The 24,271-nt window shown below is 73.9% G+C and carries 11 protein-coding genes; 8 read left to right on the forward strand and 3 right to left on the reverse strand.

All coding sequences use genetic code 11. The features are described from left to right. Window positions 1–18 precede the first annotated feature (18 nt). The 5 genes from AC6JBM_RS19240 to AC6JBM_RS19260 all read left to right on the forward strand — a co-directional run bounded on the left by AC6JBM_RS19240 (window position 19) and on the right by AC6JBM_RS19260 (window position 13,455). A complete protein-coding gene (locus AC6JBM_RS19240; RefSeq protein WP_497984962.1) occupies window positions 19–720 on the forward strand; it encodes a TetR/AcrR family transcriptional regulator in 702 nt (233 codons plus the stop codon). A gap of 679 nt (window positions 721–1,399) precedes the next feature. Then, the gene (locus AC6JBM_RS19245; RefSeq protein WP_497984963.1) at window positions 1,400–4,825 is read left to right on the forward strand and encodes a hypothetical protein; all 3,426 of its coding nucleotides are present in this window, start codon (window positions 1,400–1,402) and stop codon (window positions 4,823–4,825) included. A 20-nt stretch (window positions 4,826–4,845) separates the two neighbouring features. Beyond that, on the forward strand, window positions 4,846–7,014 hold the full coding sequence (locus tag AC6JBM_RS19250) for a LamG domain-containing protein (RefSeq protein ID WP_497984964.1): 2,169 nt from the start codon (window positions 4,846–4,848) through the stop codon (window positions 7,012–7,014). 7 nt (window positions 7,015–7,021) lie between these two features. Continuing rightward, the gene (locus AC6JBM_RS19255; RefSeq protein ID WP_497984965.1) at window positions 7,022–9,250 is read left to right on the forward strand and encodes a ComEC/Rec2 family competence protein; all 2,229 of its coding nucleotides are present in this window, start codon (window positions 7,022–7,024) and stop codon (window positions 9,248–9,250) included. Window positions 9,251–9,279: 29 nt separating this feature from the next. Continuing rightward, window positions 9,280–13,455 carry a DUF6603 domain-containing protein gene (locus tag AC6JBM_RS19260; protein WP_497984966.1) on the forward strand — a complete coding sequence of 1,392 codons (4,176 nt, stop codon included), beginning with the start codon at window positions 9,280–9,282 and terminating at the stop codon, window positions 13,453–13,455. 1,698 nt (window positions 13,456–15,153) lie between these two features. On the opposite strand, the gene AC6JBM_RS19265 is transcribed toward AC6JBM_RS19260, so the two are convergent. Next, window positions 15,154–17,763, reverse strand: a complete 2,610-nt coding sequence (locus AC6JBM_RS19265; protein ID WP_497984967.1) for an ATP-binding protein — start codon at window positions 17,761–17,763, stop codon at window positions 15,154–15,156. Between the two features lie 189 nt (window positions 17,764–17,952). On the opposite strand from AC6JBM_RS19265, the gene AC6JBM_RS19270 reads away from it, so the two are divergent. From AC6JBM_RS19270 to AC6JBM_RS19280, 3 genes are all read left to right on the forward strand, one after another. After that, the gene (locus AC6JBM_RS19270) at window positions 17,953–20,343 is read left to right on the forward strand and encodes a transglycosylase domain-containing protein (RefSeq protein WP_497984968.1); all 2,391 of its coding nucleotides are present in this window, start codon (window positions 17,953–17,955) and stop codon (window positions 20,341–20,343) included. Window positions 20,344–20,450: 107 nt separating this feature from the next. Next, entirely contained in the window at window positions 20,451–20,786 is a 336-nt protein-coding gene (locus AC6JBM_RS19275) for a PadR family transcriptional regulator (RefSeq protein ID WP_497984969.1), read from the forward strand. After that, window positions 20,783–21,463 (forward strand): hypothetical protein, encoded by a 681-nt coding sequence (locus AC6JBM_RS19280; RefSeq protein ID WP_497984970.1) that lies wholly within the window; start codon window positions 20,783–20,785, stop codon window positions 21,461–21,463. The genes AC6JBM_RS19275 and AC6JBM_RS19280 overlap by 4 nt, the downstream gene beginning before the upstream one ends. A 97-nt stretch (window positions 21,464–21,560) precedes the next feature. On the opposite strand, the gene AC6JBM_RS19285 is transcribed toward AC6JBM_RS19280, so the two are convergent. Together AC6JBM_RS19285 and AC6JBM_RS19290 are read right to left on the reverse strand one after the other, a co-directional pair. Beyond that, window positions 21,561–22,934 (reverse strand): glycoside hydrolase family 10 protein, encoded by a 1,374-nt coding sequence (locus AC6JBM_RS19285; protein ID WP_497984971.1) that lies wholly within the window; start codon window positions 22,932–22,934, stop codon window positions 21,561–21,563. A 143-nt stretch (window positions 22,935–23,077) separates the two neighbouring features. After that, complete coding sequence (locus AC6JBM_RS19290; protein ID WP_497984972.1) at window positions 23,078–24,115, reverse strand: LacI family DNA-binding transcriptional regulator; 1,038 nt, start codon at window positions 24,113–24,115, stop codon at window positions 23,078–23,080. Window positions 24,116–24,271: the final 156 nt, after the last annotated feature.

Raw genomic sequence — 24,271 nt, forward strand, 5'->3', positions numbered from 1 at the left:
TGGTAATCTTTGTCCACCATGAACAGTCCGGTGTGGTACGAGACTCCCGCTCCCCCGCCGCTGAGCCGCGAGCGCATCGTGGCCGCCGCGACGGACCTGGCCGACGCCGAGCCCAGCGGCGAGGTCACCATGCGCGCGCTGGCCGCCCGCCTGGGCGTGCGCAGCCCCATGGCCCTGTACCGGTACGTCGGCAGCAAGGACGGCCTGGCGGACCTGATGGCCGACCAGGTGTACGGCCGGTTCACCGTCCAGCGGGGCGAGGGCTGGCGCCCGGCCCTGCGCTCGCTCGGCGCGTCGGGCTGGACCGCCGTCCAGCGCCATCCGTGGTTCGCGCGCCTGGCCTTCGCCCGCCCGCCCCTTGGCCCGAACGCGCTGGCGCTCTACGACGCGGCCCTGGCCGAGCTCGACCCGCTGCACCTGCCGGCGGCCACCCGCATGGGGTTCGTCAACACCGTGCTGGGCCACGTGTTCGGCTCCGGCCTGGCGTTGCTGGAGGAGCGCACCATGCGCGCCGGCATCGGCTCCCCCACCGACGCCGACCTGGCCGCGAGCGCGGCGCCGTATCTGGAGCGCATCGCGGCGGAGGGTGCCCACCCCCACTTCAGCCGCTGGGCCGCCGACCCGGACCGGCACGCGGCCGCGCCCCAGACCTTCGAGGCCATCCTGGACTGGCTGCTGGACGGCCTCGGGTCCTTGATCCCCCGATCGGCTGCGAATTAGCACCGCCAGTGGACGTCCATCGGCCGATGGTCTTGATTCTCGGCACGGGTATGCCCGGTTCCGTCGGGATTTGCGGGCAGCTGCGCGAATATGCGTTCCCGCCTTGGAGGGATTGCTAAAAACATTGACGTGCCGCTAAGTTCTCGGCGAGGCGAGAATTGCGGCAGGTCGGAGTCGTATGAATAGCACGCTGCTCGTCCCTGTGCAGGTTGCGGCTCTGCATTGTCCGATCGACCGGGTGGTGGTGCGCTCCACCGCCGACTACAGCCGGCTGCCGTATTTCGACGGCACCCGCGACGTCAACGGCGACGTGGCGCAGATCAGCGACGAGATCGTCGGGCCGGCCTTCGAGGACGAGACGGCGCTGCTGCGCGCCGGCATGCACCTGCACTGGGCCCTGCCGGACGCGCTGACCAGGGGCCGGCAGGCGGCCGGCGGCGGCAACCGGGCGGTGTTCGCGGCGGTGCCGGACCGGTGGCTGGTGCGCCGCACCGGCGGCGGGCTGGCGCCGCGGGCCTGGGTGGTGGAGAGCGGATACCTGCACCCGGACGGCACCGGCTCGGCCTCCGGCGTCGCCGTGCCTTTCCCGAAGTCCGCGCAATCATCCCGGCCATTCCGATATCTGGGCCGGGCGGTGCCGCGGGAACTGTGGCAGGAGCGCGACCCTAACGCAGAATACGTGCGCCAGGTCACCGCTGTCGGATATCTGCTGAACGCCGAGTCCGGATACAGCGACCCGACCTTCGCGGCCCTGTATCCGAATTGCCACAGCGTCTTCGGATTCCACGATCCGCAGATCGGCGCGGCCATTCCTCCGGGGCTGCGCTACGAGCTGCTGGGCTGGTACAGCGACCCCGCGCAGGACTTCCTCGCCACGGTGCGCGCGATCGCCGACACGACACCGCGCCGCCCGTTCGCCGACGTGCTGCGCGAGCGCGCCGCGTGGACCTACCCGGGCGAGGACGCGCCGACCCAGATGGTCTGCTACGCCGCGTGCGGGTTCACCGCGACGACGACGCCGGCCCGGCTGATGCCGGCCACGCTGACCGTGGGCAACACCGCGACCGAGGCGCTGTCCGTGGCGCTCGCGCTGCGCATCGACCCGGCCCACCGCGTCCAGGTCGAGGACCACCTCGAGGCGATCCTGCTCGCGTCACGGATCGAGCACCGCCTCGTCGACGTCGATGCGAAGTTTCGCGAGCTGCGCCACGAGAAGGGATTCGTGGCGCGCCGCGGCGGGCGGCTGTGGACGATCGCCCCCGCGTCGGCCGGACCCGAGCCGGCCGACGCCGACCGTGGGCAGGCGCAGGCCACCGTGCCGCTGCCGCCCGGGCTGGCGGGCCTGCTCGCGGCGCTCAACGAGGCGCAGCGGGTCCGGGACCGGGCCGCGGCCGAGGCGGAGTCGCAGCGGCGGCAGCTGTTCGCGGACTGGTACAAGTACCTGCTGTGCGCGTATCCGCCGGAGGACACCGGCGACGCCTACCCCGACATCGACGAGGTCCGGGCCTTCGTGCAGCGGCGCACGCTGCCACGCACCCAGCAGGCGCTCGCGGCACTGCAGCCCGGCGACACCCCGGAGGGCCGGCTCGCCGCCGCCTACGCCGCCGCGAAGGCCGCGGTCGCGAGCTTCAACACGACGCCGCAGCTGCGCGACGCCGGACTGGTCTACGAGCTGAGCGAGCTCGCGGCGCCCCGCTACTGGGAGCCGACGGACCCGGTCGTGCACCTGCTCTGGGACGACGCGAAGCCGACCGACCGGCACGGCTTCGACGGCGTCCTCGCGTGCTCCGTCGCGCCGGCCGCCGAGGTCCGCGACATCCAGCTGCGCCCGGAGGGGCTCACCGCGCTGCTGGCCCGCCAGGACCAGGACGGCGCCGCGTTCCGGCCCAGCGACGGCCGGCCGTGGAACCCGTTCCAGCTGGAATGGCAGGTCGAGCTGCTGCCGCTGCGGGCCCGGGGCAACCTCTACCCGGAGGTCGACGCCTACGACCCGGACTTCGTCACCGGCGGCTTCGCGCTCGACCCGGCCGAGCCGGACCTGGTGTGCACCGACCCGAACCCGGCGGTGGCCGGCGCGGCCGCGCTCTACACCGGCACGACGCTGCTGACCGGGCACGCCGGCGGCCGGATGCGCGACAGCCTGCGCGACTACCTCGACAAGCAGATCCTGCCCGAGTACTTCGCCGCGGCCGGCGGCACCGCCCCCGAGGACATCGGCCCCGTCATCGGCAAGGTCAAGGCGTGGTACCTCGCGGCGCACCCGAACGCCGGCCCGGACGACCAGGTGTTCACCGCCATCCGCGCCTGCGAGGAGCTGGCCGGCATGGACTGCCTCGCGCAGTCCCTCGGCGGGTTCAACGACGCGCTGCTCATGCACCGGCTGGTCAAGCAGCTGCCCGTCGGCGACCCGCTCGCGTTCCCCGACGAGGTCGCGTTCGGCGCGGCCGTCGCCGCCGCGGTCGGCACCAGCAACCGCAGCGCGCCGCAGCCGCTCAACGACTTCAGCCCGATCCGCTCCGGCGCCCTGCGGCTGGCCCGGCTCCGGCTCGTCGACACGTTCGGGCAGACCCGCGAGGTGCCGACCGGACGGCTGGTGCCGGCCGAGAGCCTCACCGTGCCGGGCAACACCGACCTCGTCGCGCTCCCGCCACGGCTGAGCCAGCCGTCGCGCGTGCAGTTCCGCTGGCTGGCCGCCGACCGCGACGGCGAGACCAGCGAGCATCCGGACACCACACCGGTCTGCGGCTGGTTCCTGCCCGACCACGTCGACACGAGCCTGATGGTGTACGACAACCGCGGCGCGCCGCTCGGCGTGATCGACGCGCGGGCCCGCTGGTCGGGCGCGCCCGGCGGCACCGGCGTCGCCCGCGCCGCCGACATCGCCAACGTGCACCTGCGCGAGACCGTCACCGCGATCCTCGGCGGCGGTGCCGCCTACGTCGCGGAGTTCATGGCGGTGCTGGACAGCGCCCTGACCAACATCGAGCCGGTCGCCGAGCACCAGGTCGACCTGGCGGTCCTGGTGGGCCGGCCGATCGCGCTGGTGCGCGCCGCGTTCGACCTCGAGCTGCTCGGGCTGCCCGCGGTGCACCAGGGCTGGAACCAGTTCCGCCAGGACATGCTGCGCGGCACCCGCGACACCGACGCGTTCACCCGGGTGCGGTTCCCGGTCCGGTTCGGCGCCCACGAGCAGCTCGACGACGGCATGATCGGGTACTGGCCGCAGGGCGACCCGGTGCTGCGCAGCCCGCAGGCCGCGCCGGGCCGGCACCCGCTCATCCGCACCTGCGGCAACGGCCCGCTCGCCGAGACCCACGCCGTCGACGACCCGCCGCTGGTGCTGCGCATGCTCGTCGACCCGCGCGGCAAGGTCCACGTCACCACCGGCATCCAGCCGGTCAAGTCGATCAGCGTCCCGCCGGTGCACTACGCCGCGGCGATGGGCGCGCTGGAGATGACGTTCCCGGTGGCGGCCGTGCTGGCGGGCGCCGACGGGCTGCGGCTGCCGCTGCCGGTGGAGCCCGGGTACCGCTGGGGCTGGGTGAGCGAGAACGCCGGAGCGTGGCGCGAGGTCGGCACCGCCGCCACCATCGGCCGGTCCGTGTTCGCCGCCGCCCTCGCCGACCGGCTCTGGGACCAGCTCACCGATCCCCGCATCGGCTGGCTGCGGCGAGTCCCCGCCGACGAGCGCCTGCTCGCCGTCGCCGAAGACGCGCGGGTGTCCGCCCGGCTGGACCCGCCGTTCCGGGCGATGGCCGGCGGCGTCGAGGCCGTCCTCGCCCCGCTCGGCGCGACGCTGCTGGACCGGCCCGCCGCGCTGGCCCGCCTCGCCGAGACCGTCGCCGGACCGGCCTGGACGGCGCTGCGGGCCGCCGGCTGGCTGCTCCCGCCCGGCCCGGACGGCACCGCGGAGCTCGTCGCCCGGGACCGGCGCTCGCAGCCGGTGCTCACCGGCATCCTGGCCGGCGCCGAGGCGATCGTCGACGCGGTGCTCGACCTCGGCGAGGAGCGCATCGGCCCCGCATCCCCCGCGGCCGCGTTCGCCGCCGTCCAGGGGCTGCGCGGCGGCTGGCTCAAGCTGCGACACGAACCCACCGGCACCTGAGTCCGCCGAAAGGACCCCGCATGACCAGCTTCGACCAGCAGCTGCTGGTGCATCTGCGCCTCGACGCGCTCACCGGCGGCCGGGCCCCGGACAGCTCCGCCCACGCCCGCCACGGCACCACCACCGGCAGCCCGCTCGTCGTGCCCGACGACGACTTCGGCAGCAGCGTGCGCTTCGCCGGGGCGGACACGGTCACGGTCGCCAACGTCGCCCCGAGCGTCCCCTCGGCCAACCCGGTGCACACCGTCGCCGGGTGGGTGCGCATCGACAAGCTGCCCGCCCGCCGCTCCTGGCTGCTCCTGCTCGGCCAGCCCGGCGCCGGCGCCTACCACTGGCTGCTGGAGCCCAACGGCAGCACCCAGCTCGGCCGCTGGGGCGGTCCCACGTGCACCCCGGTGCTCCCGCTGGGCCGGTGGGTGCACGTGGCCACCACTCACGACGGCAAGCTGCTCACGTGCTACCTCGACGGCCAGCCCGCCGGCGCCGCGATCCCGGCCGTGTTCGGCTACACCGGCTGGGGCCTCGCCCTGGCCGCCGCCAAGCTCGGCGAGCTCGGATTCGCCGGGCGCATGGCCGGCGTCCGCGTCTACGAGCGCGCACTCACCGCCGCCGAGGTTCGCCAGGTGATGGAGGAGGACCGCAGCGCGATGGCGGCGTTCCGGCGCAGCCACCCCCTCGCGTTCAGCCTGCACGACACCGACGTCCAGCCGGTGCTGGCGATCGTGGACGACCCGGCCGGGCAGAAGATGGTGCTGGAGGTCACCAACACCGCCAGCCAGTCCGTCGCGCTCGCCGCCGTCGACGCCAAGAGCACCGCCTGCCACCTCGAGCTGCAGTTCCGGCCCGGGGTCCTCATGGTCAACCCGAAGGCGCCGCCGACCGTCGCCGTCCCCGACGGCTGGACGGCGCGGACCGCCGCCGGAGCCGACGGCTTCACCGTGTCGCTGACCGGCAAGGGCGGCCTGCGGATCAAGCCCGACGAGACGGTGCGTTTCACGCTCGGCAACGTCGGCGCCGACGGCCGCGGCGGCACCCGCGGCACCCGCGTGCAGCTGCGCTACGACCAGATGACCTACGTCGACGAGACCTCGCTGCTGACCGGCAGCCGCGTGCAGCACCTGTCCCTGGTCAACCGCCGCGGCCAGCAGCACATCCCGCTCGACGCCGGGTTCGTCGGCGTCAACGGCATCGTCGACGACGGCGTCAGCCCCTCGAACCTGCGGCTGCGCATCACCAACGTGTCCCGCCGGCCGATCCCGATCACCCCGAGCACCGCGGGGGAACCCTCCACCCTGATCTTCTCCTTCGACGCCCAGCCCGCCGACGTCGCCCTCGGCGCCCGGGCCGCGCTGGAGCGCATCGACATCCGCGCCGACCGGTGGGTGACCACCAGCCCGACCGCCGAGGGCATGGCGCTGACGTGGCGGATGACCACGCCGAGCATCACCGCCCTCGCCGCCGGGGAGAGCATCCTCGTCGACGTCAAGGGCATGGTCGCCGCCCCGCCGTCCGGTCACGCCCGGCTGCTCGTGCACTACGAGAACATGCCGGGCTACTGGGACGGCCACCTCGCCGTCACCATCGAGAAGGGCCCGCTCGTGGTCCGCGACGCGACCCTGCCCGACAAGACCCTCGAGGCCCGGGTCGGCGTCGCCACGAACAACCCCGAGGGCCGGCTGCACGTGCTGCACACCCCGCAGGACGGCAACGGCAACGCCGTCATCGTCGGCCCCACCAACGGGGCCAACCTGCGCCTCGGGTATCACCAGAACTACAGCTGGGTACAGTCGCACGGGGCGAAGCCCCTGGCCATCAACCCGGTCGGCAACCCGGTGTCCATCGGCGGGGCCGACGCGCAGGGCAACACCCTCTTCGTCAACGGCGTGGCCAAGGTGCTCGGCCTCAGCGTCGGCACCTCGCACCGCTTCGGCCGCATGCTCGCCGGGCACTTCGTGGCCGGGCCGCACACCGGCGGCGTCAAGGAGGTCCGCGTCGACTTCCCGGAGCGGTTCGGCGTCGTGCCGCACGCCACGGTCACCGCCCGCAGCGAGGGCTACTACACCGACACGTTCGCGGTGACCGTGAAGTACATCGACCAGAGCCACTTCAAGGTGAACATCCTGCGCCTCGACGCGCTCAACGCCGGGTGGCAGCAGAACCTGCGGCTCGACTGGATCGCGTGGGAGTGACGGGCCGATGACGTGGACCCTCGAAATTCACCACCTCGACATCGGCATGGTGGGCGACGCGACCATCATCGTGGCCAGGCACCCGGGCAACCCGCCGGCGCAGGCGGCGATCCGGCGTACCGTCCTCATCGACGGCGGCAAGACCGGCTCCGCGCCCACGGTGAACACCTACCTGGCCAACACCCTCAACATCCCCACCGTCGACGTCATCGCCGTGACCCACTTCGACGAGGACCATTTCTACGGCATCAGCCGGCTCCTGCAGAACAACATCGGCCGCTACAACAGCGCGATCCTCTACGACACCGGCCGGCTGGAAGGCTCCGAGGACTCCCGCTACACCGAGGACGGCCACGGCGTCCGGAATCGCGTCGACAGCGAGTACTACGCCTACCGCACCACCGCGGCGAACAAGCCGGGCCCGTTCGTGTACGCGACGCAGCACGTCAACAGCTTCGACATCGTCGACTACAACGGGGCCGGCCAGGCGGTGATCCCCCGCGGCGTGGTCAATGCCCGCCCGTCGCGCACCGACCCGGCGGCCCGCAACTGGCGGGAGCCGCACTGGCTGCTCGGCAAGGACATCATGTGGGGCAACGGCCTGGTCGAGCCGAACTGGGCCGTGTCCGCGGTGCCCGGCTACGCCCCCGGCCGCCCGTCACTGATCTGCGTCACCGCGAACAAGTACGTGCTGCAGCCCGGCGGCGCCATGACGTTCTGCTCCAACCAGGCGGTCCACGCCGAGAACGACGACGAGAACCCCAAGAGCCTCGGGTTCCTGCTCACGTTCGGCAACTTCAAGTACTTCGTCGCCGGCGACCTCGAACGGGCCCAGGAGGACGGGCACGTCAACCACGAGATGCTGCCGGTGATGCAGGACGGCGTCAAGTTCCTGCTCAACCCCACCGACGACCTGGCGGGGCGGGTCCTCGTGGTCAAGTCCAGCCACCACGGCTCCAGGTCCGCCACCTCGCGGGAGTTCATCACCCGGCTCCGGCCCGCCGCGGCGATCATCTCCACCGGTCCGCGCAACCGGCACTTTCACCCGGCGGAGAGCACGATCAACGTGCTGGACGGCTACCCGGAGGACCCGATCCTGGGCGACCCGACCAACGCCAACCGCCACCCGCCGGAGCCGCCGCCGCCCCCGCTGCGCCCGGTCGAGCACTTCCTGACCGGATACCGCGAACCCAACGTCGTGCCACCGCTGTCCTACGGCGGCACGGTCTCGCAGACCGCCGGCCACCCGGCCAACGGCCTGCCCGGGCACATCGTCGTGCGGGTCACCGAGGCCCAGTCGAACCTGTCGCCGGTCGGCCAGATCCGCCGCGGCGTGATCGCGGCCGGGAACGCGACCAACGCCGTCACCGGATACGCGCCCGCGCCCGGGCTGGTCGACCAGGTCGGGGAGGCCGGCGGGGCCCGGGGCGTGGTGCAGGCCGCCGCCCGCGCGACCGGCGCCACTGACCAGCAGGCGTCGCAGGCGCTGACCGCGGTCATGTGGCTCGGCAACGTGGAGAACAACGGCAACCCGTTCGACGGGCTGGTCACGCAGGCCAACGATGCCACGACGGCACCCGGCGCCACCCCCGCATCGATCGACGCCGTCATCAACGCCTACCCGGCCCCCATCCGCACCAGCATCGGCGTGCAGGGCATGGCGATCATCCGGGCGGCGATGGTCACGGCCGTCGGCGCCGGCTACCGGACCGGTGTCGCCAACGCCGCCACGGGGGCCGGCGCCACCGCGAACGAGGCCCTCGCCGCGTCCGTCGCCGCCGACGTCGCCTACGCCACCAACAACGGCCGCGACGACGCGGCCTACGCCGGCATCGCCGCGTACGCCGCGGCCCACGCCGGTGCCACCCCGGCCCAGGCCGCGGTGCTCGGCGCGGCCATGGGCGCCCTCGTGCAGGTCCTCGACGCCGCCGAGACCGCGCGGATCGTCGTCGGCGCGGCCCGGCACGCCGCCCTGAACGGGCCCGCGGACGCACGGCTGACGACGCAGCACGCGGCGTTCGCGGCGGCGGTCACCGCCGCGGCGCACTACCTGGGAGAGCCGGACGACGTGCGCGACGGCGTGCGGGCGGCGTTGCTGCGCATCGGCCTCGCGGGCGGCGCCGCGAACGGTGCCGGCAACGCGGCGCGCGTCGCCGCCGACGCCGTCAACCCGGCGACCCTCTTCACCGTCAGCTACGACAGCGTCAACGGTCCCATGAACCTGGACATCAAGTAAGGCACCACCCGGTCAGGAAGGCGCCCAGCATGAGCCAGCCCGTCGGCATCGTCGCGACCCTCGCGGACCTCAACGACCGGCTCGGCCTCGCCGTCTCCGGCGGCGGGCTGAGCCTCGACGAGGACACCTGCCCGGTGCCCCGCCTCACGACGCTGCTCCCGGCCGGCGGGCTGACCCTCGGCGACCCGCGGATCACGCTCGCCGGCGGCACGCTCACCGTCGCGGGCGCCTGCACCGACGCCTGGCCGGTCGGCCGGACCGGCCGCGACCTGCACCTCACCGCCGTGCGGGTGGTGTTCACCGGGGCCGCCGCCGACCCGGGCGGCTTCGCGGTGCAGCTCGCCGTCGAGGGCGGCCTCACCGCCGGCGGCACCACCGTCGCGGTCATCGGCGGCCTCGACCCGACCGGCCGGATCACCCTCGCTCTCGCGGACGGGCCGCGACCGGCGGCGTCCCTGGCCACGTTCGGCACCCTCATCGGCGGCGGGCTACTGGTGGACGGCCTGCCGGTCGGCGCCGTGTTCGACCTGCTGCCGCTGACCGGCCTCACCGCCACCTTCGGGTCCCGGCCCGCCGACGCGTCGGAGCTCACGCTGACCGCCGACGCCACCGGCACCTGGCCGATCGTCGCCGGCTCGGTCGAGCTGCGCGGCATCGGCGTCACCCTGCGGGCCCGCACCGGCTCCCGAGCCGAACGCTTCGCCGCCTCCGCCGGCGGTGACGTGCACGCCACCGCGAGCATCGGCGGGCAGGACTTCACCGTCCGGCTCGCCCTGCGCGGACCCGGCCGCTGGGTGCTGGAGGTGCTGCCCGCCGATGGCAACGTCCTGCCGGCCCTGGGCGCCCTGGCCGCGCTCGCCGGGGCCGACCCCGCCGACGTCGACGCCGGCCTGCGCAACCTCGGCCTGACCAGCCTCGCGATCGACGCGGTCCGCATCGGCCTGGACCTCGACGCGCGCGCCGTCCGCGGGGTCGAGGCCGACGCCAGCCTCACCGTCGACGGCGTCAGGTTCCGCGTCACCGCCGGGCTGCCGTCGTTCTTCCTGATCGGCCGGCTCGACCCGGCCCACCCGGTCGACCTGCGCGCCCTGGCCGCCGCCTGGTTCCCCGCCGCGGCGGGTGCCTTCCCGGCCGCCGAACTCAACGAGCTGCGGCTGGCCGCCTACCCGGACGCCGGCCGCTACGAGATCTCCGCCGCCATCACCACCGACTTCGAGCTCACCGCCGGGCGGCTGCCGATCGCGCCGCGGTCGTTCGCCTTCCACGTCGTCAAGGACGGCCACGGCGTCACCGGCGGCGTCGAGGCGTGGGGCGCCATCTTCGGCGCCGACTTCCACATCACCGCCGAGCACGCCGAGGCGGCCGGCGGCTGGCGGTTCAGCTGCGGGCTGCGCCCCGGGCAGAGCCTCACCGTCAAGGCCGTGCACGACCAGATCGTCGCCCTGTACGACGTCGACCCGGTGCTGCCGGCGGTGATCGCCGGGGCGTCCCTCGACGCCTTGGAGGCGTCCTTCGACACCGGCGGCGCCGGGCTGGCGCTGCACTGCTCGGTGTCGCTGCCGGTCGGCGACGCAGCGTCCGCTGCCCGCCTCGCCGCCACCGTCGACATCCGGGTCAGCCGCGAGGGCACCGGCTACCGCAAGGAGTTCACCGGCACCATCGAGGTCGCCGGACTTCAGTTCGACCTGCACCTGCTCGCCGACGCGACCGCGACCCGGTTCGTCGCCACCTACCGGCACACCGAGGACGGGCGGCGCATCCTCGTGCGCGACCTCCTCGGCGTGCTGAGCGCCGACCTGGCCGCCGCGGTGCCGGAGGACCTCACCATCGACCTCAAGGACGTCGTGCTCGCCGTCGACGGCGGCGCCGTGCTCGGTCTGGACCTCGGCGCGTCGCTGAGCCTGTCCGGGCTGCCGCTGGTCGGCCGCCAGTTCCCGGCCGGCAGCACCGCCGCCGTGGACAACCTGCGGCTGGTGGTCGCGTCCCGGGAGTACACCGCGGCCGAGTCGGCGGCGTTGAGCGCCCTGCTGCCGGCCACCGTCGCCCCGCTGCCGGCGCCGCTGCCGTCCGGCGCGACGATCACGGCCCGGCTGGCGCTGGGCGGCGGCGCCCCGCCCCGCGACCTGACGTTGCCGATGGCCCCCGCCGCAGCGACCCAGTCACCGACCCAGCCCCAGGGCCAGCCACAGACGGCCGGGGCCGGCGCCGATCCGGTGAAGTGGTTCGACGTCCAGCGCTCGGCCGGGCCGGTCTACTTCGACCGGATCGGCTTCGAGTACGCCGACGGCCAGGTCCGCTTCCTGCTCGACGCCGCCCTGTCGCTGGCCGGGCTGACCCTGTCCCTGGACGGCCTGACCCTCGGCTCGCCGATCGACCACTTCGCGCCGAGCTTCGACCTGCGCGGCATCGGCGTCGACTACCGCAGCGGCCCGGTCGAGGTCGGCGGCGCCCTGCTGCGCACCACGGTGCGGGAGCCCGGCAAGGAGCCCTACGACGAGTACGACGGCGCCGCCGTCATCCGTACCTCCGCCTTCGCCGTCACCGCGGTCGGCGGCTACGTCTACCTCAACGGGCAGCCGTCGATGTTCGTCTACGCGGTGCTGGACAAGACCCTCGGTGGCCCGCCGTTCTTCACCGTCACCGGGCTCGCCGCCGGCTTCGGGTACAACCGGTCTCTTGTCCTGCCCCCGATCACCGGCGTCGCCGACTTCCCGCTCGTCGCCACCGCCGTGTCCGGCGCGCCGACCGGCACCGGGGAGCCGCGGGACCTGCTGCGCACCGCGCTCACCGGGCTGCGCCAGTGGGTGCCGCCGACGGCCGGGCAGATGTTCCTGGCCGCCGGGGTCCGGTTCAGCTCGTTCCAGATGATCGACTCGTTCGCGCTGCTCGCGGTGAGCTTCGGCGAGACGTTCGAGCTCGACGTGCTGGGCATCTCCACCCTCGTCGCGCCCCGCCCGGAGCCGGCGCCCGCCCCCGCGGTCGCGCCCCTCGCCGAGCTGCAGCTCGCGGTCCGGGCGAGCTTCCAGCCGGACGCCGGCGTGCTCAGCGTGGCCGCGCAGCTGACCCAGGCGTCGTTCCTGTTCTCTCACGACTGCCACCTCACCGGAGGGTTCGCGTTCACCACCTGGTTCGCCGGCGAGCACGACGGGGACTTCGTGCTGTCCGTCGGCGGCTACCACCCGCAGTACGCCGTGCCGGCGCACTACCCGAAGGTGCCGCGGATCGGCTTCAACTGGCAGTACGACCAGGCGCTGGGCATCAAGGGCGACGCCTACTACGCGCTCACCCCGGCCGCGCTGATGGCCGGCGGCCACCTCGAGGTCGTATGGCAGAGCGGCAACCTGCGCGCCGCGTTCACCGCCGGGGTCGACTTCCTCATCGCCTGGAAGCCGTACCACTACGACGCCCGCGCCTACGTCGACTTCAATGTGTCCTACACGTTCGACTTCTTCGGCACCCACCACATCAGCGTCGACGTCGGTGCCGACCTGCACATCTGGGGGCCCGACTTCGCCGGCACCGCCCACATCTCCCTGTGGATCATCTCCTTCGACGTGGCGTTCGGCGCCCAGAACCAGACCGGGCCGGCGCCGATCGACTGGCCCGCCTTCCGCCGGTTCCTGCCCGCCGCCGACCCGTGCACGCTCACCGCCGCGGCCGGGCTGATCCGCGAGCAGGACGCCGCACCCACCGGCTCTGAACCCACCGGCCCCCGCGATCACCGACCTCGGCGTCGTCGACCCGCAGCGGCTGCTGCTGCGGGCCGGCAGCGCGATCCCGGCGGCCGCCGCCCGCATCCGCGCCGATCTCGCCGTCGCCCGCCTCGCCGTGGACGCGAGCGGCGGGCCGCTGCCGTTCGAGGCCGACGGCCCCACCGCCACGCCCGTCCAGGCCGCCGGTCACGCCCGGCGCACGATCGCCGCGCCCGCCGCCGGGCCGATGCACATCGTGCGCCCCGAGCACCAAGGCGCCCACCTGAACTCCACGCTGTCGATCGCGATCACCCGCGACGGTGTGCCGATGGAGCACCACTTCTCGTTCACCCCGGTGCTCGGCAACGTGCCGGCCGCGCTGTGGGCCGAGCTCGGCGGCGACCTGCGCCCCGACCCGAACGCGGCGACGCTGGTCCGCGACGCGCTCACCGGGTTCGAGATCCGGCCCCGCGCCACCCCGCTCGTCGGCACCGATTCGGCGGTCGCGGGTGAGCTGCGGCTGCTGCAGTACCACCTGCCCGCGCTGCCCGGCGGCACGTACCTCATCGAGTTCAAGCACGACCTCGGCACCGACGAGACCGGCACGAAGAAGATCCCGGCGCAGCACTTCGGCGGCACGTCCCGGCTCACCGTCGCCGGGTCCCGGCCGGCCTTCGGCGCCGACGAGGTCTACGCCGTCTACCCGCCCGACGGGGGCCACGGCGACTACACCGCCGACCTGCCGCACGTGGTCCTCAACCACAGCACCCTGCCCTGGCAGGAGACCGCGACCGCGGACCGCGACGACCTGCCGTGGCTCGCCGTGGTCCTCTTCGACGCGGCCGACGCGCCGGACCCGCGGGTCGTCACCGCAGCCGAGCTCGGCCCCGCCGGCGACCTCCCGGCCGACGAGAAGGTCACCGTCATCGACGTGCCCGCGGCGCTGTTGCCCGCGCAGGACTCGACCCGCCGCGACCTGGCGCTGCTCGCCCACGTGCGCCGCGACGCGGCCGGCGCCGAGCGGGCCGTCGTCATCGGCAACCGGCTGCCCAGCGCCGGTGCCGCGCACGTCGCCCACCTCGTCTCGGTCCGGCACCGGTACGCCGCGACCGGCCCCGACTCCCCCACCCTGCGCCTGGTGAGCCTCAAGAGCTGGCGCTTCACGTCCTCCGCGGCCGGGCCCGGCCTCGACGGGCTGCTCAAGGCCCTCGCCGCCGGCGCCGCGCCACTGCTCACGCCGGGCGCCGACCCGTCCGGGCGACTGCCGATGCCGTACCTGTCCGGCACCGGCGACCGCCTCGATGCGGGCTACAGCGGCCCGCTCGTGCCGAAGCCCCGCCCGGAGCGCGCCAAGCTGCCGGTCGCGTCCGCCGCCGACCTCATGCCCGTCTCCAGACCGGGCGATGTCAGCTTCGCCGCCGCGTGGGACCTCGGCCGCCTCCTGGCGCTGCAGAGCCGGCCGTTCGCGGCGGCCCTGTACCGCTGGAAGCGGCTCCGCGCGCAGCGCCGCAAGAGCGGCGACCAGTCCCGGCCGGAGCTTCCCGCGCTCGTCACCGCCTGGGTCGACGCCCTTGCCCGGCTGGAGGGAGTGCCGTTCGGCTACCTCGTGCCGGACGAGCGGATGGCCCCGCCGGAGTCCCTGCGGTTCTTCTCCGTGCACGCCGGCTGGGTCGCCTGCCTGCTCGACGGCGCGCTCAGCGTCGGGCGCAGCACCCCCGGCGACGTGGCCCTCGACGGCACCCTGGCCGCCGACGTCGGCGCGGCGGGCGTGCGGCCGTGGACGGCGGCGGTGCTGCGTGGCGCCGACGCGACCGCGTCCGGTCTGCTGCTGCGCTCCCACGCGGTGTCCGGCTGGCCCGACCTCCAGGTGACCGCGGCCGGCGCCGACGGCAAGGCCCTCGACCGGTTCCGCGCGGACCTGCTGTCGGAGAACACCGCGCTGTACCTGTTCGCCGGCGAGGCCGCCCGGGCCGCCATCGTCCAGCCCGACCACACGCTGCACTTCACGCTCGGCGCCGCCGCCGCCGAGTGGACCGGCGACCGCCGGGTGCTGGACGTGACCGCCGTCGCGCGGCAACGGATCGGCGCCGCACCGGCTACGGCGGCCGCCTCCGCGAGCCTCGCCAAGGCCCTGCTCGCCCCGGCCCTGCGCGCCGACGTCGAGCGTCGCTGACCCGGGCGACGCTGACCGGACGACAATGACCGGCGACGTCAGCGCGGCGCGGCGGGGGCCAGGCCGAGGCGGACCGCCTCCTTCGCGGCGCCCGAACGCGTCGCCACGCCGAGCTTGCCCAGCACCGCGGACACGTGGTGGTCGACGGTCTTCACCGAGATGAACAGCCGGCCCGCGATCTCCGCGTTGGTGTGGCCCGCGCAGATCAGGTCCAGCACCTCGCGCTCGCGGCGGGTCAGGCCCGCCGGGTGGGCACGGGTCGCGGCGCGGGGACCCGCGGGGACGGAGCGGACACCGTCCTGCCGCATGCGCTGCCGGGCAAGGCGCGCCGCGGCCGTCGCGCCGAGGTCGTCCAGCAGTGCGAGGGCGCGCCGCCGGGACGGCTCGTCGCCGGACTCCAGCAGGACCAGGGCGGCGACGTAGGACGAGCCGCCGGCCTCCCACCGGTCCGCCGCGGCCGCCCAGTCGCCGGCGGCCTCCAGCCGGTACGGCTCGGCCAGGGTTCCCCCGGCCCGGCGGCCGGAGCCGGTGCGGCGCAGCCAGAAGTCGGCCAGGCCGCGGGCCCACTCGTCGCCGGTGGCGGCGGCGTCGGCGATCAGCTCCGCCTCGCGCCGGGCCGGCCGCAGCGCTCCATCCAGCCAGTGGGCCTCGGCGCGGGCGGCCCGCACGGTCGCGGCCCACTGCGGCGCCGCCATGCCGTCGACCAGCTCGGCGGCCTCGTCCAGCGGCGGCCACACACCGTCGGCGCCGCGCCGGGCACGGATGATGCCGACGCAGACGAGCGGGTCGACCCGGTTGAGGGGCGAGGCGCCGAGCGCGCCGGCCAGCAGGTGCTCGCTGCGCCGCAGCGACTCGTCCCAGCGGCCGGTGCTCGCCAGGGTGCTGACCCAGTCGCCGCGCAGGCAGGTGGCGTACGTGCGCACCTCGTGCTCGTCGCAGTAGGCGACGCCCTCGAGGTAGTACCGCTCGGCCTCGGCGAACCGGTGTTTGGCGCACAGCATGCGGTGCAGGTTGACGTAGGCGCGGCCGACCTGCGCGTCCAGCCCGAGCGCGAGGCCGGTGTCCAGCGCCTGGCGCAGCAGTCCCAGCCAGTCGCCGCCGACGACCGCCCGGGAGCAGCCCTCCGTGATCAGCGCGTCGGCGTGGACCTCGGGGAGCTCCAGCGCGACGGCGAGCTCCCGGGCCCGGTCGGCCGCGGCGATCGACTGCTCGTACCGCTCGCTCGCCATCCGCTGGACCGCGAGGTTCGCGTACGCCCCGGCCAGCTCCGCGGTCGCGCCCAGCGGCTCCAGCGTGGCCAGCGCCCGCTCGGCCGCGGCCACGGCTTCCTCGCCCCGGCACGCATACCGCAGCGCCGCCGAGAGCCGGCGCAGGGCCGCCCCCTCCCGCCGGGGGTCGCCGGCCCGGTGCCACAGCTCCCGGGCCCGCTCGGCCACCTCACAGCCGCGCGGCCCGCGGTCGACCAGCATCAGCTCGGCCGCGAGCGCGTCGTAGAGCTCGGCCTGCTCGGCCACGGGCAGGTCGCCGGCGAAGCGCAGCGCCCGCTCGTACTGCGCCGCCGACTCCCGGTGCGACGCGAGCTCGGCCGCGCGCCGGGCCGCCCGGACCGCGTACTCCAGCACCGCCGCCGCGTCGCCGGCCGCCTCGGCGTGGAAGGCCATCCCGGCGTCGTCGTCGCTGTCCAGGTCCCGCAGCGCGGCCAGGATCCGGGCGTGGACGGGGCCCACGCGGTGCTGCGGGACGGCCTGCTCGACGGCGAGCCGGGTCAGCTCGTGCCGGAACGTCAGCAGCCCGCCGTCGCCGACGAGCAGGCCGGACAGCACCAGCTCGTCGACGTCGGCCGGGGAACCGCCGGTGGCCGCGGCGAGCAGGCGCGGGTCGATCCGGTTGCCGATCAGGGCACCGGTGCTGAGCACCGCCCGAGCGTCGTCGCCGAGGGTCGCGACCCGGGCGAGGACCACGTCGCGGGCGGACGCCGGAACCGCGGGCGAGCCGGACCGGACGACCTCGGTCACGAAGAACGGGTTGCCGCCGGTGAGCCGGTGCAGGCCGGCGGGTTCGAGGCCGCTGTCGGCGGCGAGGCGCCCGACCGCCTCCACCGACAGCGGGGCGAGGCCGATCCGCCGGGTCGTACGCTGGGTGGCGAGGTCGCCGAGGGCGATCCGCAGCGGGTCACGTGAGGAGAGGTCGTCGTCACGGTACGTTGCGACGAGCAGGATGCGGGCGCCGCGCAACCGCCGGGCGAGGAACCGCAGCAGGTCGATCGTCGCCTCGTCGGCCCAGTGCAGATCCTCGAGCACGAGCATGTGCAGCTCGTCGGGCGCGTCGGCCTGGCGCAGCAGGGTCGTGAACAGCTCGTCGCGCGGGGCTCGGGCCCGCGACCGCTCCAGCAGGTCGCCGCCGAGCTCCTCGGCGATGTCGAACAGCGGCCCGAGCGGCCGCGGCGTGGAGAGGCCGTCGCACAGGCCCCAGGCGATCCGGGCGGCCGGCACGTGCGCCGGCAGCCGTTGCGCGAACGTCTCGACGAGACTGGACTTGCCGATGCCGGCCTCGCCGCCGACGAGCACGAGCCGGCCGTCGCCGATCAGCGCCTGCCGGGCGTATTCGGCCAGCGCCGCGAGCGCCGAGTCGCGTTCGAGGAGTGCCATCGCGCCAGTGTCCGCCGGGCCCGCCACCCAGCCAGACTACGTTCCCGGATCGTGGCCGACCGCCCCCGGATCGGGGTTCCCGCCGAGCCCGTACCCTGACCGCGAAAACATTCTCACAACGGTGGCAACCTCACGCTCCGTGTTCCGCGTCTAGGACGGACGAGGACGACGAACGCACAAGGACGCCGCATGACACGGGGGGACGCCAGCGTGGCCCGGGTACGGATTCTGAGGAAACGCCTGCTGCCCAGCGCGGCTTCGCTGCTGCTGTGCGGGCTCCTGGCCGGGCTGGTGGTCGCCGGGGCGGCGTTCCCCATCGTGGCGATGTCGGGGCTGGCCGCGAAGACCGGCTCGGACACGTTCGAGAGCATGTCCAGCGACCTCGTCGTGCTGCCGTCGCCGCAGATCTCCTACGTGCTCGCCGCCGACGGCAAGACCCGGCTGGCGATGATGTACGACGAGAACCGCCGCGATGTGAAGATCGACGACGTCGCCCAGGTCATGCAGGAGGCGATGGTCGCGGCCGAGGACAACCGGTTCTACGAGCACCGCGGCGTGGACGTGAAGGGCGTCGCGCGGGCGTTCGTGGCCAACCAGAACGCGGGCGGGACCGAGCAGGGCGCCTCGACGCTCACGATGCAGTACGTGCGGCAGGCCATCGCGTACTCCGCGCAGACGCCGCAGGAGGTGGTCGACGCCACCGGCAAGACCAACACGCGCAAGCTGCGGGAGATGAAGTACGCGATCGACCTCGAGAAGAAGCTCTCCAAGAAGGAGATCCTCGAGCGGTACCTGAACATCGCGCCCTTCGGCCACGGCGCCTACGGGGTGTACGCGGCCGCGCACGTGTACTTCGACAAGGACCCCAAGGACCTGACGCTGCCCGAGGCCGCGCTCATCGCCGGGCTGGTGAAGGCACCGGGCACCAACGACCCCGCCACCGAGAAGGGCTACCCGGAGGCGGTCAAGCGGCAGAAGTACGTGCTGAACCAGATGGTCTCGATGGGCTACATCGACAAGGCCGCCGCCGATGCCGCCGCCGGCGAGAAGCTGACCATCGTCGGCAAGCGGACCCCGGAGGGCTGCGAGTCCATCCAGGCCTCCCCCGAGCTCGGCGCCGGGTTCTTCTGCGACTACCTGCGGCGCTGGTGGGACGACCAGAAGGTGTTCGGCGAGGACGAGTACCAGCGCGCCAACCGGCTGCGGGCCGGCGGCTACACCATCGTCACCTCGCTGGACATCCAGACGCAGACGGCCGCGGCGAAGTACGCGCAGGAGCAGCCCAAGGACGTCGCCAAGAACCAGCAGATCCACCTGGGCAACTCCAGCGCCCTCATGCTGGCCGCCATCCAGCCCGGCACCGGGCGGGTGACCGCACTGGCGACCAACCGGACCTTCAGCAACGACCAGAGCGGCAACAAGGAGAACACGAACCCGGGTAAGAAGGGCCAGAAGGGCAACTACCCGAACACCACCGTACCGATCATCACCGGCGACGCGGACATCCCCGGCTACCAGGCCGGCTCCGCGTTCAAGATGTTCACGGCGGTTGCGGCGCTGGAGTCCGGCCTGCCCCTGGCCACGACGATCCAGACCGAGAAGCAGTTCGTGTCGGACTTCATCCTCAACGGCGGCGGCCCCGCCACGTGCAACGGCAACCACTACTGCCCCAAGAACTCCGGCGGCCAGTCCGGGCCGTACAACATGTGGACCGCGTTCGGCAGCTCCATCAACACCTACTTCGTCCCGCTGGAGCAGCAGGTCGGGGTCAAGCACGTGGTGGACGTGGCCCAGCGCCTCGGCATCCAGTTCAACGCCAAGGAGGACGCCGACCTCGCGGCCAAGCCGGACGGGTGGGGCGCGTTCACGCTGGGCGTCTCGGCCACGACCCCGCTGCAGCTGGCCAACGCCTACGGCACGCTCGCCGCCGACGGCCTCTACTGCGAGCCGACCCCGATCCTCGAGGTCAAGGACAACAGCGGCAAGAAGGTCGAGGGCCTCGACCCGAAGTGCAAGCAGGTGGTCGACCCCGAGGTCGCGCGGGCCGCGGTGGACATGGCCCGCTGCCCGGTCGGCGACCAGTCCGCGACCAGCAAGTGCAGCGGGGCGACGGCGCAGTACGCGCGCGGCTTCGTGAAGCGTCAGATCGCCGGCAAGTCCGGGACCACGGACTCGGAGAAGAGCGCCACGTTCACCGTCATGACCAAGCAGCTCGCGGTGTCGGGCTTCCTGACCGACCCGGACTGGCCCGAGACCACCGTGGACATGCAGCACGCGCCGGTGAACTACGCGGCCCTCGGCGTGTTGCGCGACGGGCTCGCCGGCCAGCCCGAGGTCAAGTTCACGGCGCCGACGAAGGACCGCGCGCAGGGCAAGCTGGTCGACATCCCGTCGGTCAAGTGCCTCCCGGTCGACCAGGCGCGGGACAAGGTCGCCAAGGCGGGCTTCTCGGTCACGGTCGCGGCCGGCCAGGTGCCGTCCAAGTGCCCGGCCGGCACCGTCGACCGCACCAACCCGGGCGGCGCCACGACCAAGGGCGGCGCGGTCCAGCTCGTCGTGAGCAACGGCCAGCCCGAGTGACGGATGGGGGCCCTGCGGCAGGGCCCCCATCCACACCGTTCCGCTGCGCGATCCGCCGCCTACGGCCCGTGCGCCGCATATACCATCGCGCGGTATATGCTCTCGGCGTGGAATCATTGAGCGAACAGTCGTTTCTGATCCTCGCCGGGCTGGCCGACCAGCCCCGGCACGGCTACGGCCTGGTGACCGAGGTGGCCGCACTGTCCGGCGACCGCGTCCGGCTCCGGGCGAGCACGCTCTACGCGGCGCTGGAGCGCCTCACCGCCCGCGGCCTGGTCGAGCCCGAGCGCGACGAGGTGGAGAACGGCCGGCTGCGCCGCTACTACCGCCTGACCGACGCGGGCGCGGCCGTGGTCGAGGCCGAGACGGAGCGCATGGCCAGCCAGGCGCGCGCGGCCAAGCGCCGCCTCGTCCGCCGCGCGCAGCTGGGCCTGAGCGGATGACCCCGCTGGAGCGGCGCTACCGCCGCCTGCTGCGCCTGCTGCCCGCCGACCATCGCGCGGCCCGCGGCGAGGAGCTGCTCGGCCTCCTGCTCGACCTGGACGAGGGCCGGGCCCGGCCCAGCTTGCGCCAGTCCGCCGGCGTGCTCGGCCTCGCCCTGCGCCTGCGCCTGGGCAGCGCGGCGTCGCTGCTGCTGGCCGCGTACCTCGTCGCCATCGGCACGTGGATCGCCAAGCTGGCGTACGACATCGAAACCGGAAGGGCCTTCATCAGCGCCGATCGCTCATTCCCCATCCGCAGCGTGGCCCTCGTCCTGCTGATCCCCGCCCTGCTCCGGCTCGCCACCGCGGTGGCGTGGATCCTCTCGGCCCGCCGCACAATGCTCGGCGTCGCCGCCGCGCTGCTCGTCTACCAGGTGGCCATCGGCGGGATCTCGCAGGTCGACCTCCTGGCCGTCCTGGCCGTGGGCGTCGCCACGGCGCTGCGCTGGCCCGCACCGCGCCCGCGCGCCGCCCTGCTCGCCGCGATTCCCGTCACGCTGCTGTTGTGGGTGCTGGTCGCGGCCTTCGGCCTGTTGCGCTTCCCCCCGCTGGCCGTCGCCGTCGTCGTGGCCCTGCTCGTCGCGGCCGCCGGCCGCCTGCTGCCCGGCGTCCGGCAACGGCCGACGACCACCGGCTGATCGGCCGGCGCAAGCCGAGAACGGGTGCGTGGCCGTGCGGTCTGCCAACCGCACGGCCACGCGATCGGGCGTCGCGTCCAGCCCGATGTGCGCAATGTCAGGCGGCCGAGCAGGCCGGGTTGAGGCCCGAGGCGGTCCCGGTGGCCTGGAAGCCGAATTCCGTGTACTGCCCGGCCTCGACGTGACCGTTGTAGGACACGTTCGTCCAGGAGTTGCCGGAGCGGGTGACGTTCCAGGAGCCGGTGACGGTCACACCCGATGGCACCGGCAGGGTGACGGTCCAGCCGTTGATGGCGGCCGAGCCCGCGGTGACCCTGACGGTGGCGACGAACCCGCCGTCCCACTGGTTGAGGGAGACGGTCGCGGTGCAGCCGTTGCCCGTCCCGCCCCCGGGCGAGGAGCTCACCGGCGGCGGGGAGCTGACCGGCGGGGTGGACACGGTGCTGCCCGGGCCGTTGAGGGCGTTGAGCGTGGCGGTGTACGCGGCCTTCTTGTTGCCGTTGGCGTCGAACAGCAGCGGGTTCTCGCCGGTGCGCCACGAGTCGCTGTCGCGGATGCCCCAGGTGGTGATGCCCGCGCACCGCGACACGTTCAGGCACGCCTTGACCACGTTGGCGTAGGCGGTGGCCTGGTTGGAGCCGGAGATGTCCAGCTCCGTGATCTGCACCTCGACCCCGAGGTCGGCGAAGCGCTGCAGGTTCGCCTGGTAGTCCGACGGCGGCAGCCCGCCCAGGTGCGACTGGAACCCGACGCAGTCGATCGGCACCCCGCGCGACCTGAAGTCCTTCACCATGTTGTAGACGCCGGTGCTCTTCGCGTTGATGCCGTCGGTGTTGTAGTCGTTGTAGCAGAGCTTGGCGCCCGGGTCGGCGGCCCGCGCGGCCCGGAACGCGGCCTCGATCCAGTCGTTGCCGGTGCGCTGCAGGTTCGAGTCGCGCCGCCCGCCGCTGTTGCCGTCGGCGAACGCCTCGTTCACCACGTCCCAGGCGTAGATCTTGCCCTTGTAGTGCCCGGCGACGGTGCTGACGTGGTTCATCATGGCGCTGCGCAGTGCGCTGCCGGACATGTTCTGCGCCCAGCCCGGCTCCTGCTGATACCAGAGCAGGGCGTGGCCGCGCATCCGCTGCCCGTGCGCCTGGGCGTGGGAGACGATCTGGTCGGCGGAGGTGTAGCGGAACTGCCCCTGGGACGGCTCGGTCGCGTCCCACTTCATCTCGTTCTCGGGCGTGATCATGTTGAACTCGCGGTCGAGGATGCCGGTGTACTGGCTGTTGCTCAGCTTCCCCGCGGCGACGGCGGTGCCGAAGTACCGCCCCTTCTCCGCCGCCGACGCGCCGAGCGTGCTGCCGGCCTGCGCACCGGAGGCGAGGGCGACGGCGGCGCCCGCGGCCACGGCGCTCACCGCGGCGAGCGTGACGGCGAGGCGCACACGGCTGTGTCCACCTCTTGTGGTTCGGGTCATGAGGGACATTCCCCTTCCGGGTCGGACCGGGATGCCCGCGATCCGGCGAATGAATTTCGCGAATGTTATCGCTCACTCGCATGACGTCAATGTGCCGTCGCACCCGCCGAATGGCCGCAAGGCGGGTCAGGGGCTCGAAGGAGCTGAAAGTTTCAGCGACCGGCGGGCGGCGCCGTGCTGCCGCGCACCACGAGGGTGGCGCCGAGCTCGACCCGGCTGCGGGCCGGGCGCTCCCCCGCGGCCAGGGCCAGCACGAGCTGCGCGGCCGCGGCGCCCATCTCCGCGAACGGCTGGCGCACGGTCGTCATCGGCGGACCGCACCACGCGCACTGCTCGATGTCGTCGAAGCCGACCACGCTGAGCTCGTCCGGGATGCGCAGGCCGCAGATCCGCGCCGCCTCGTACACGCCGAGGGCCTGCAGGTCGTCGCCGCAGACGACGGCGGTCGGCCGGTCGGGCTGCCGCAGCAGCTCGAGCCCGAGGTCGCGGCCGTCCTCGAAGGTGAAGACACCGCTGCGGCGCAGCCCTTCGTCGAACGGCACGTCGGCCGCGTCGAGCCCGGCCCGGAAACCGTCGAGGCGGGCCCGGGCGGAGAGGTCCTTGACCGGCCCCGTGATCACGCCGATGCGCCGGTGGCCGAGGCCCAGCAGGTGCCGGGTGCCGGCGAGCGCGCCGCTCCAGTTGGTCGACCCGACGGACGGCGTCGGGTGCAGGTCGCCGATCGGATCCAGGGTCACGACGGGGATGCCGCCCGCGTCGAGGAGTTCGAGGTGCGCGGCGGTGAACCCGGCGAAGGCGGCGACGACCCCGACGGGGCGGCGCAGCAGCAGCGGCTCGATCCACGACTGCCCGGCCGCGGCCCGGCGCCCGATGTCGGTGGCGCTCACGGTCAGGTCCCGGGCGGCGGCCACGTCCTCGATGCCGCGGACGACCTCCATCGCGATGTAGCTGAGCATCCCGGAGAAGAGCACCTCGACGCCCGCCGTCCCGGGCGCGCCGGCCGGCCGGCGATAACCGTGCTCCCGCAGCAGGGACTCGACCCGCCGGCGGGTGGCGTCGCCGACTCCGGCCCGGCCGTTGAGCACCTTGGAGACCGTGGGCTGGGAGACGCCTGCGAGCTGCGCGATCTCGGCCACGGGCAGGTCACCGCGCCAGCGCACGCGCGGGGCCGGCGGGAGCCTGTCGATCACACCGGGCAGTGTACGGGAGCCTTCACGAAAAACGTTATGCCCGCGCTCCTGCCGTGGTCGCACCCGGCGCTGGTTGACATCGGCAAAGTGAGCGCTAACACTCCCGAACACACATTCGCGAATGCCGATCCGACCGGCCGTCACCGGCAACCTCCT

Source organism: Dactylosporangium thailandense, assembly GCF_059739745.1.

Bases quoted from the DNA above. Each gene is read 5' to 3' on its own strand.
- AC6JBM_RS19240 (WP_497984962.1), top strand. From the start codon at position 19: ATGAACAGTCCGGTGTGGTACGAGACTCCCGCTCCCCCGCCGCTGAGC.
- AC6JBM_RS19250 (WP_497984964.1), top strand. From the start codon at position 4,846: ATGACCAGCTTCGACCAGCAGCTGCTGGTGCATCTGCGCCTCGACGCG.
- AC6JBM_RS19255 (WP_497984965.1), top strand. From the start codon at position 7,022: ATGACGTGGACCCTCGAAATTCACCACCTCGACATCGGCATGGTGGGC.
- AC6JBM_RS19260 (WP_497984966.1), top strand. From the start codon at position 9,280: ATGAGCCAGCCCGTCGGCATCGTCGCGACCCTCGCGGACCTCAACGAC.
- AC6JBM_RS19265 (WP_497984967.1), bottom strand. From the start codon at position 17,763: ATGGCACTCCTCGAACGCGACTCGGCGCTCGCGGCGCTGGCCGAATAC.
- AC6JBM_RS19270 (WP_497984968.1), top strand. From the start codon at position 17,953: ATGACACGGGGGGACGCCAGCGTGGCCCGGGTACGGATTCTGAGGAAA.
- AC6JBM_RS19280 (WP_497984970.1), top strand. From the start codon at position 20,783: ATGACCCCGCTGGAGCGGCGCTACCGCCGCCTGCTGCGCCTGCTGCCC.
- AC6JBM_RS19285 (WP_497984971.1), bottom strand. From the start codon at position 22,934: ATGTCCCTCATGACCCGAACCACAAGAGGTGGACACAGCCGTGTGCGC.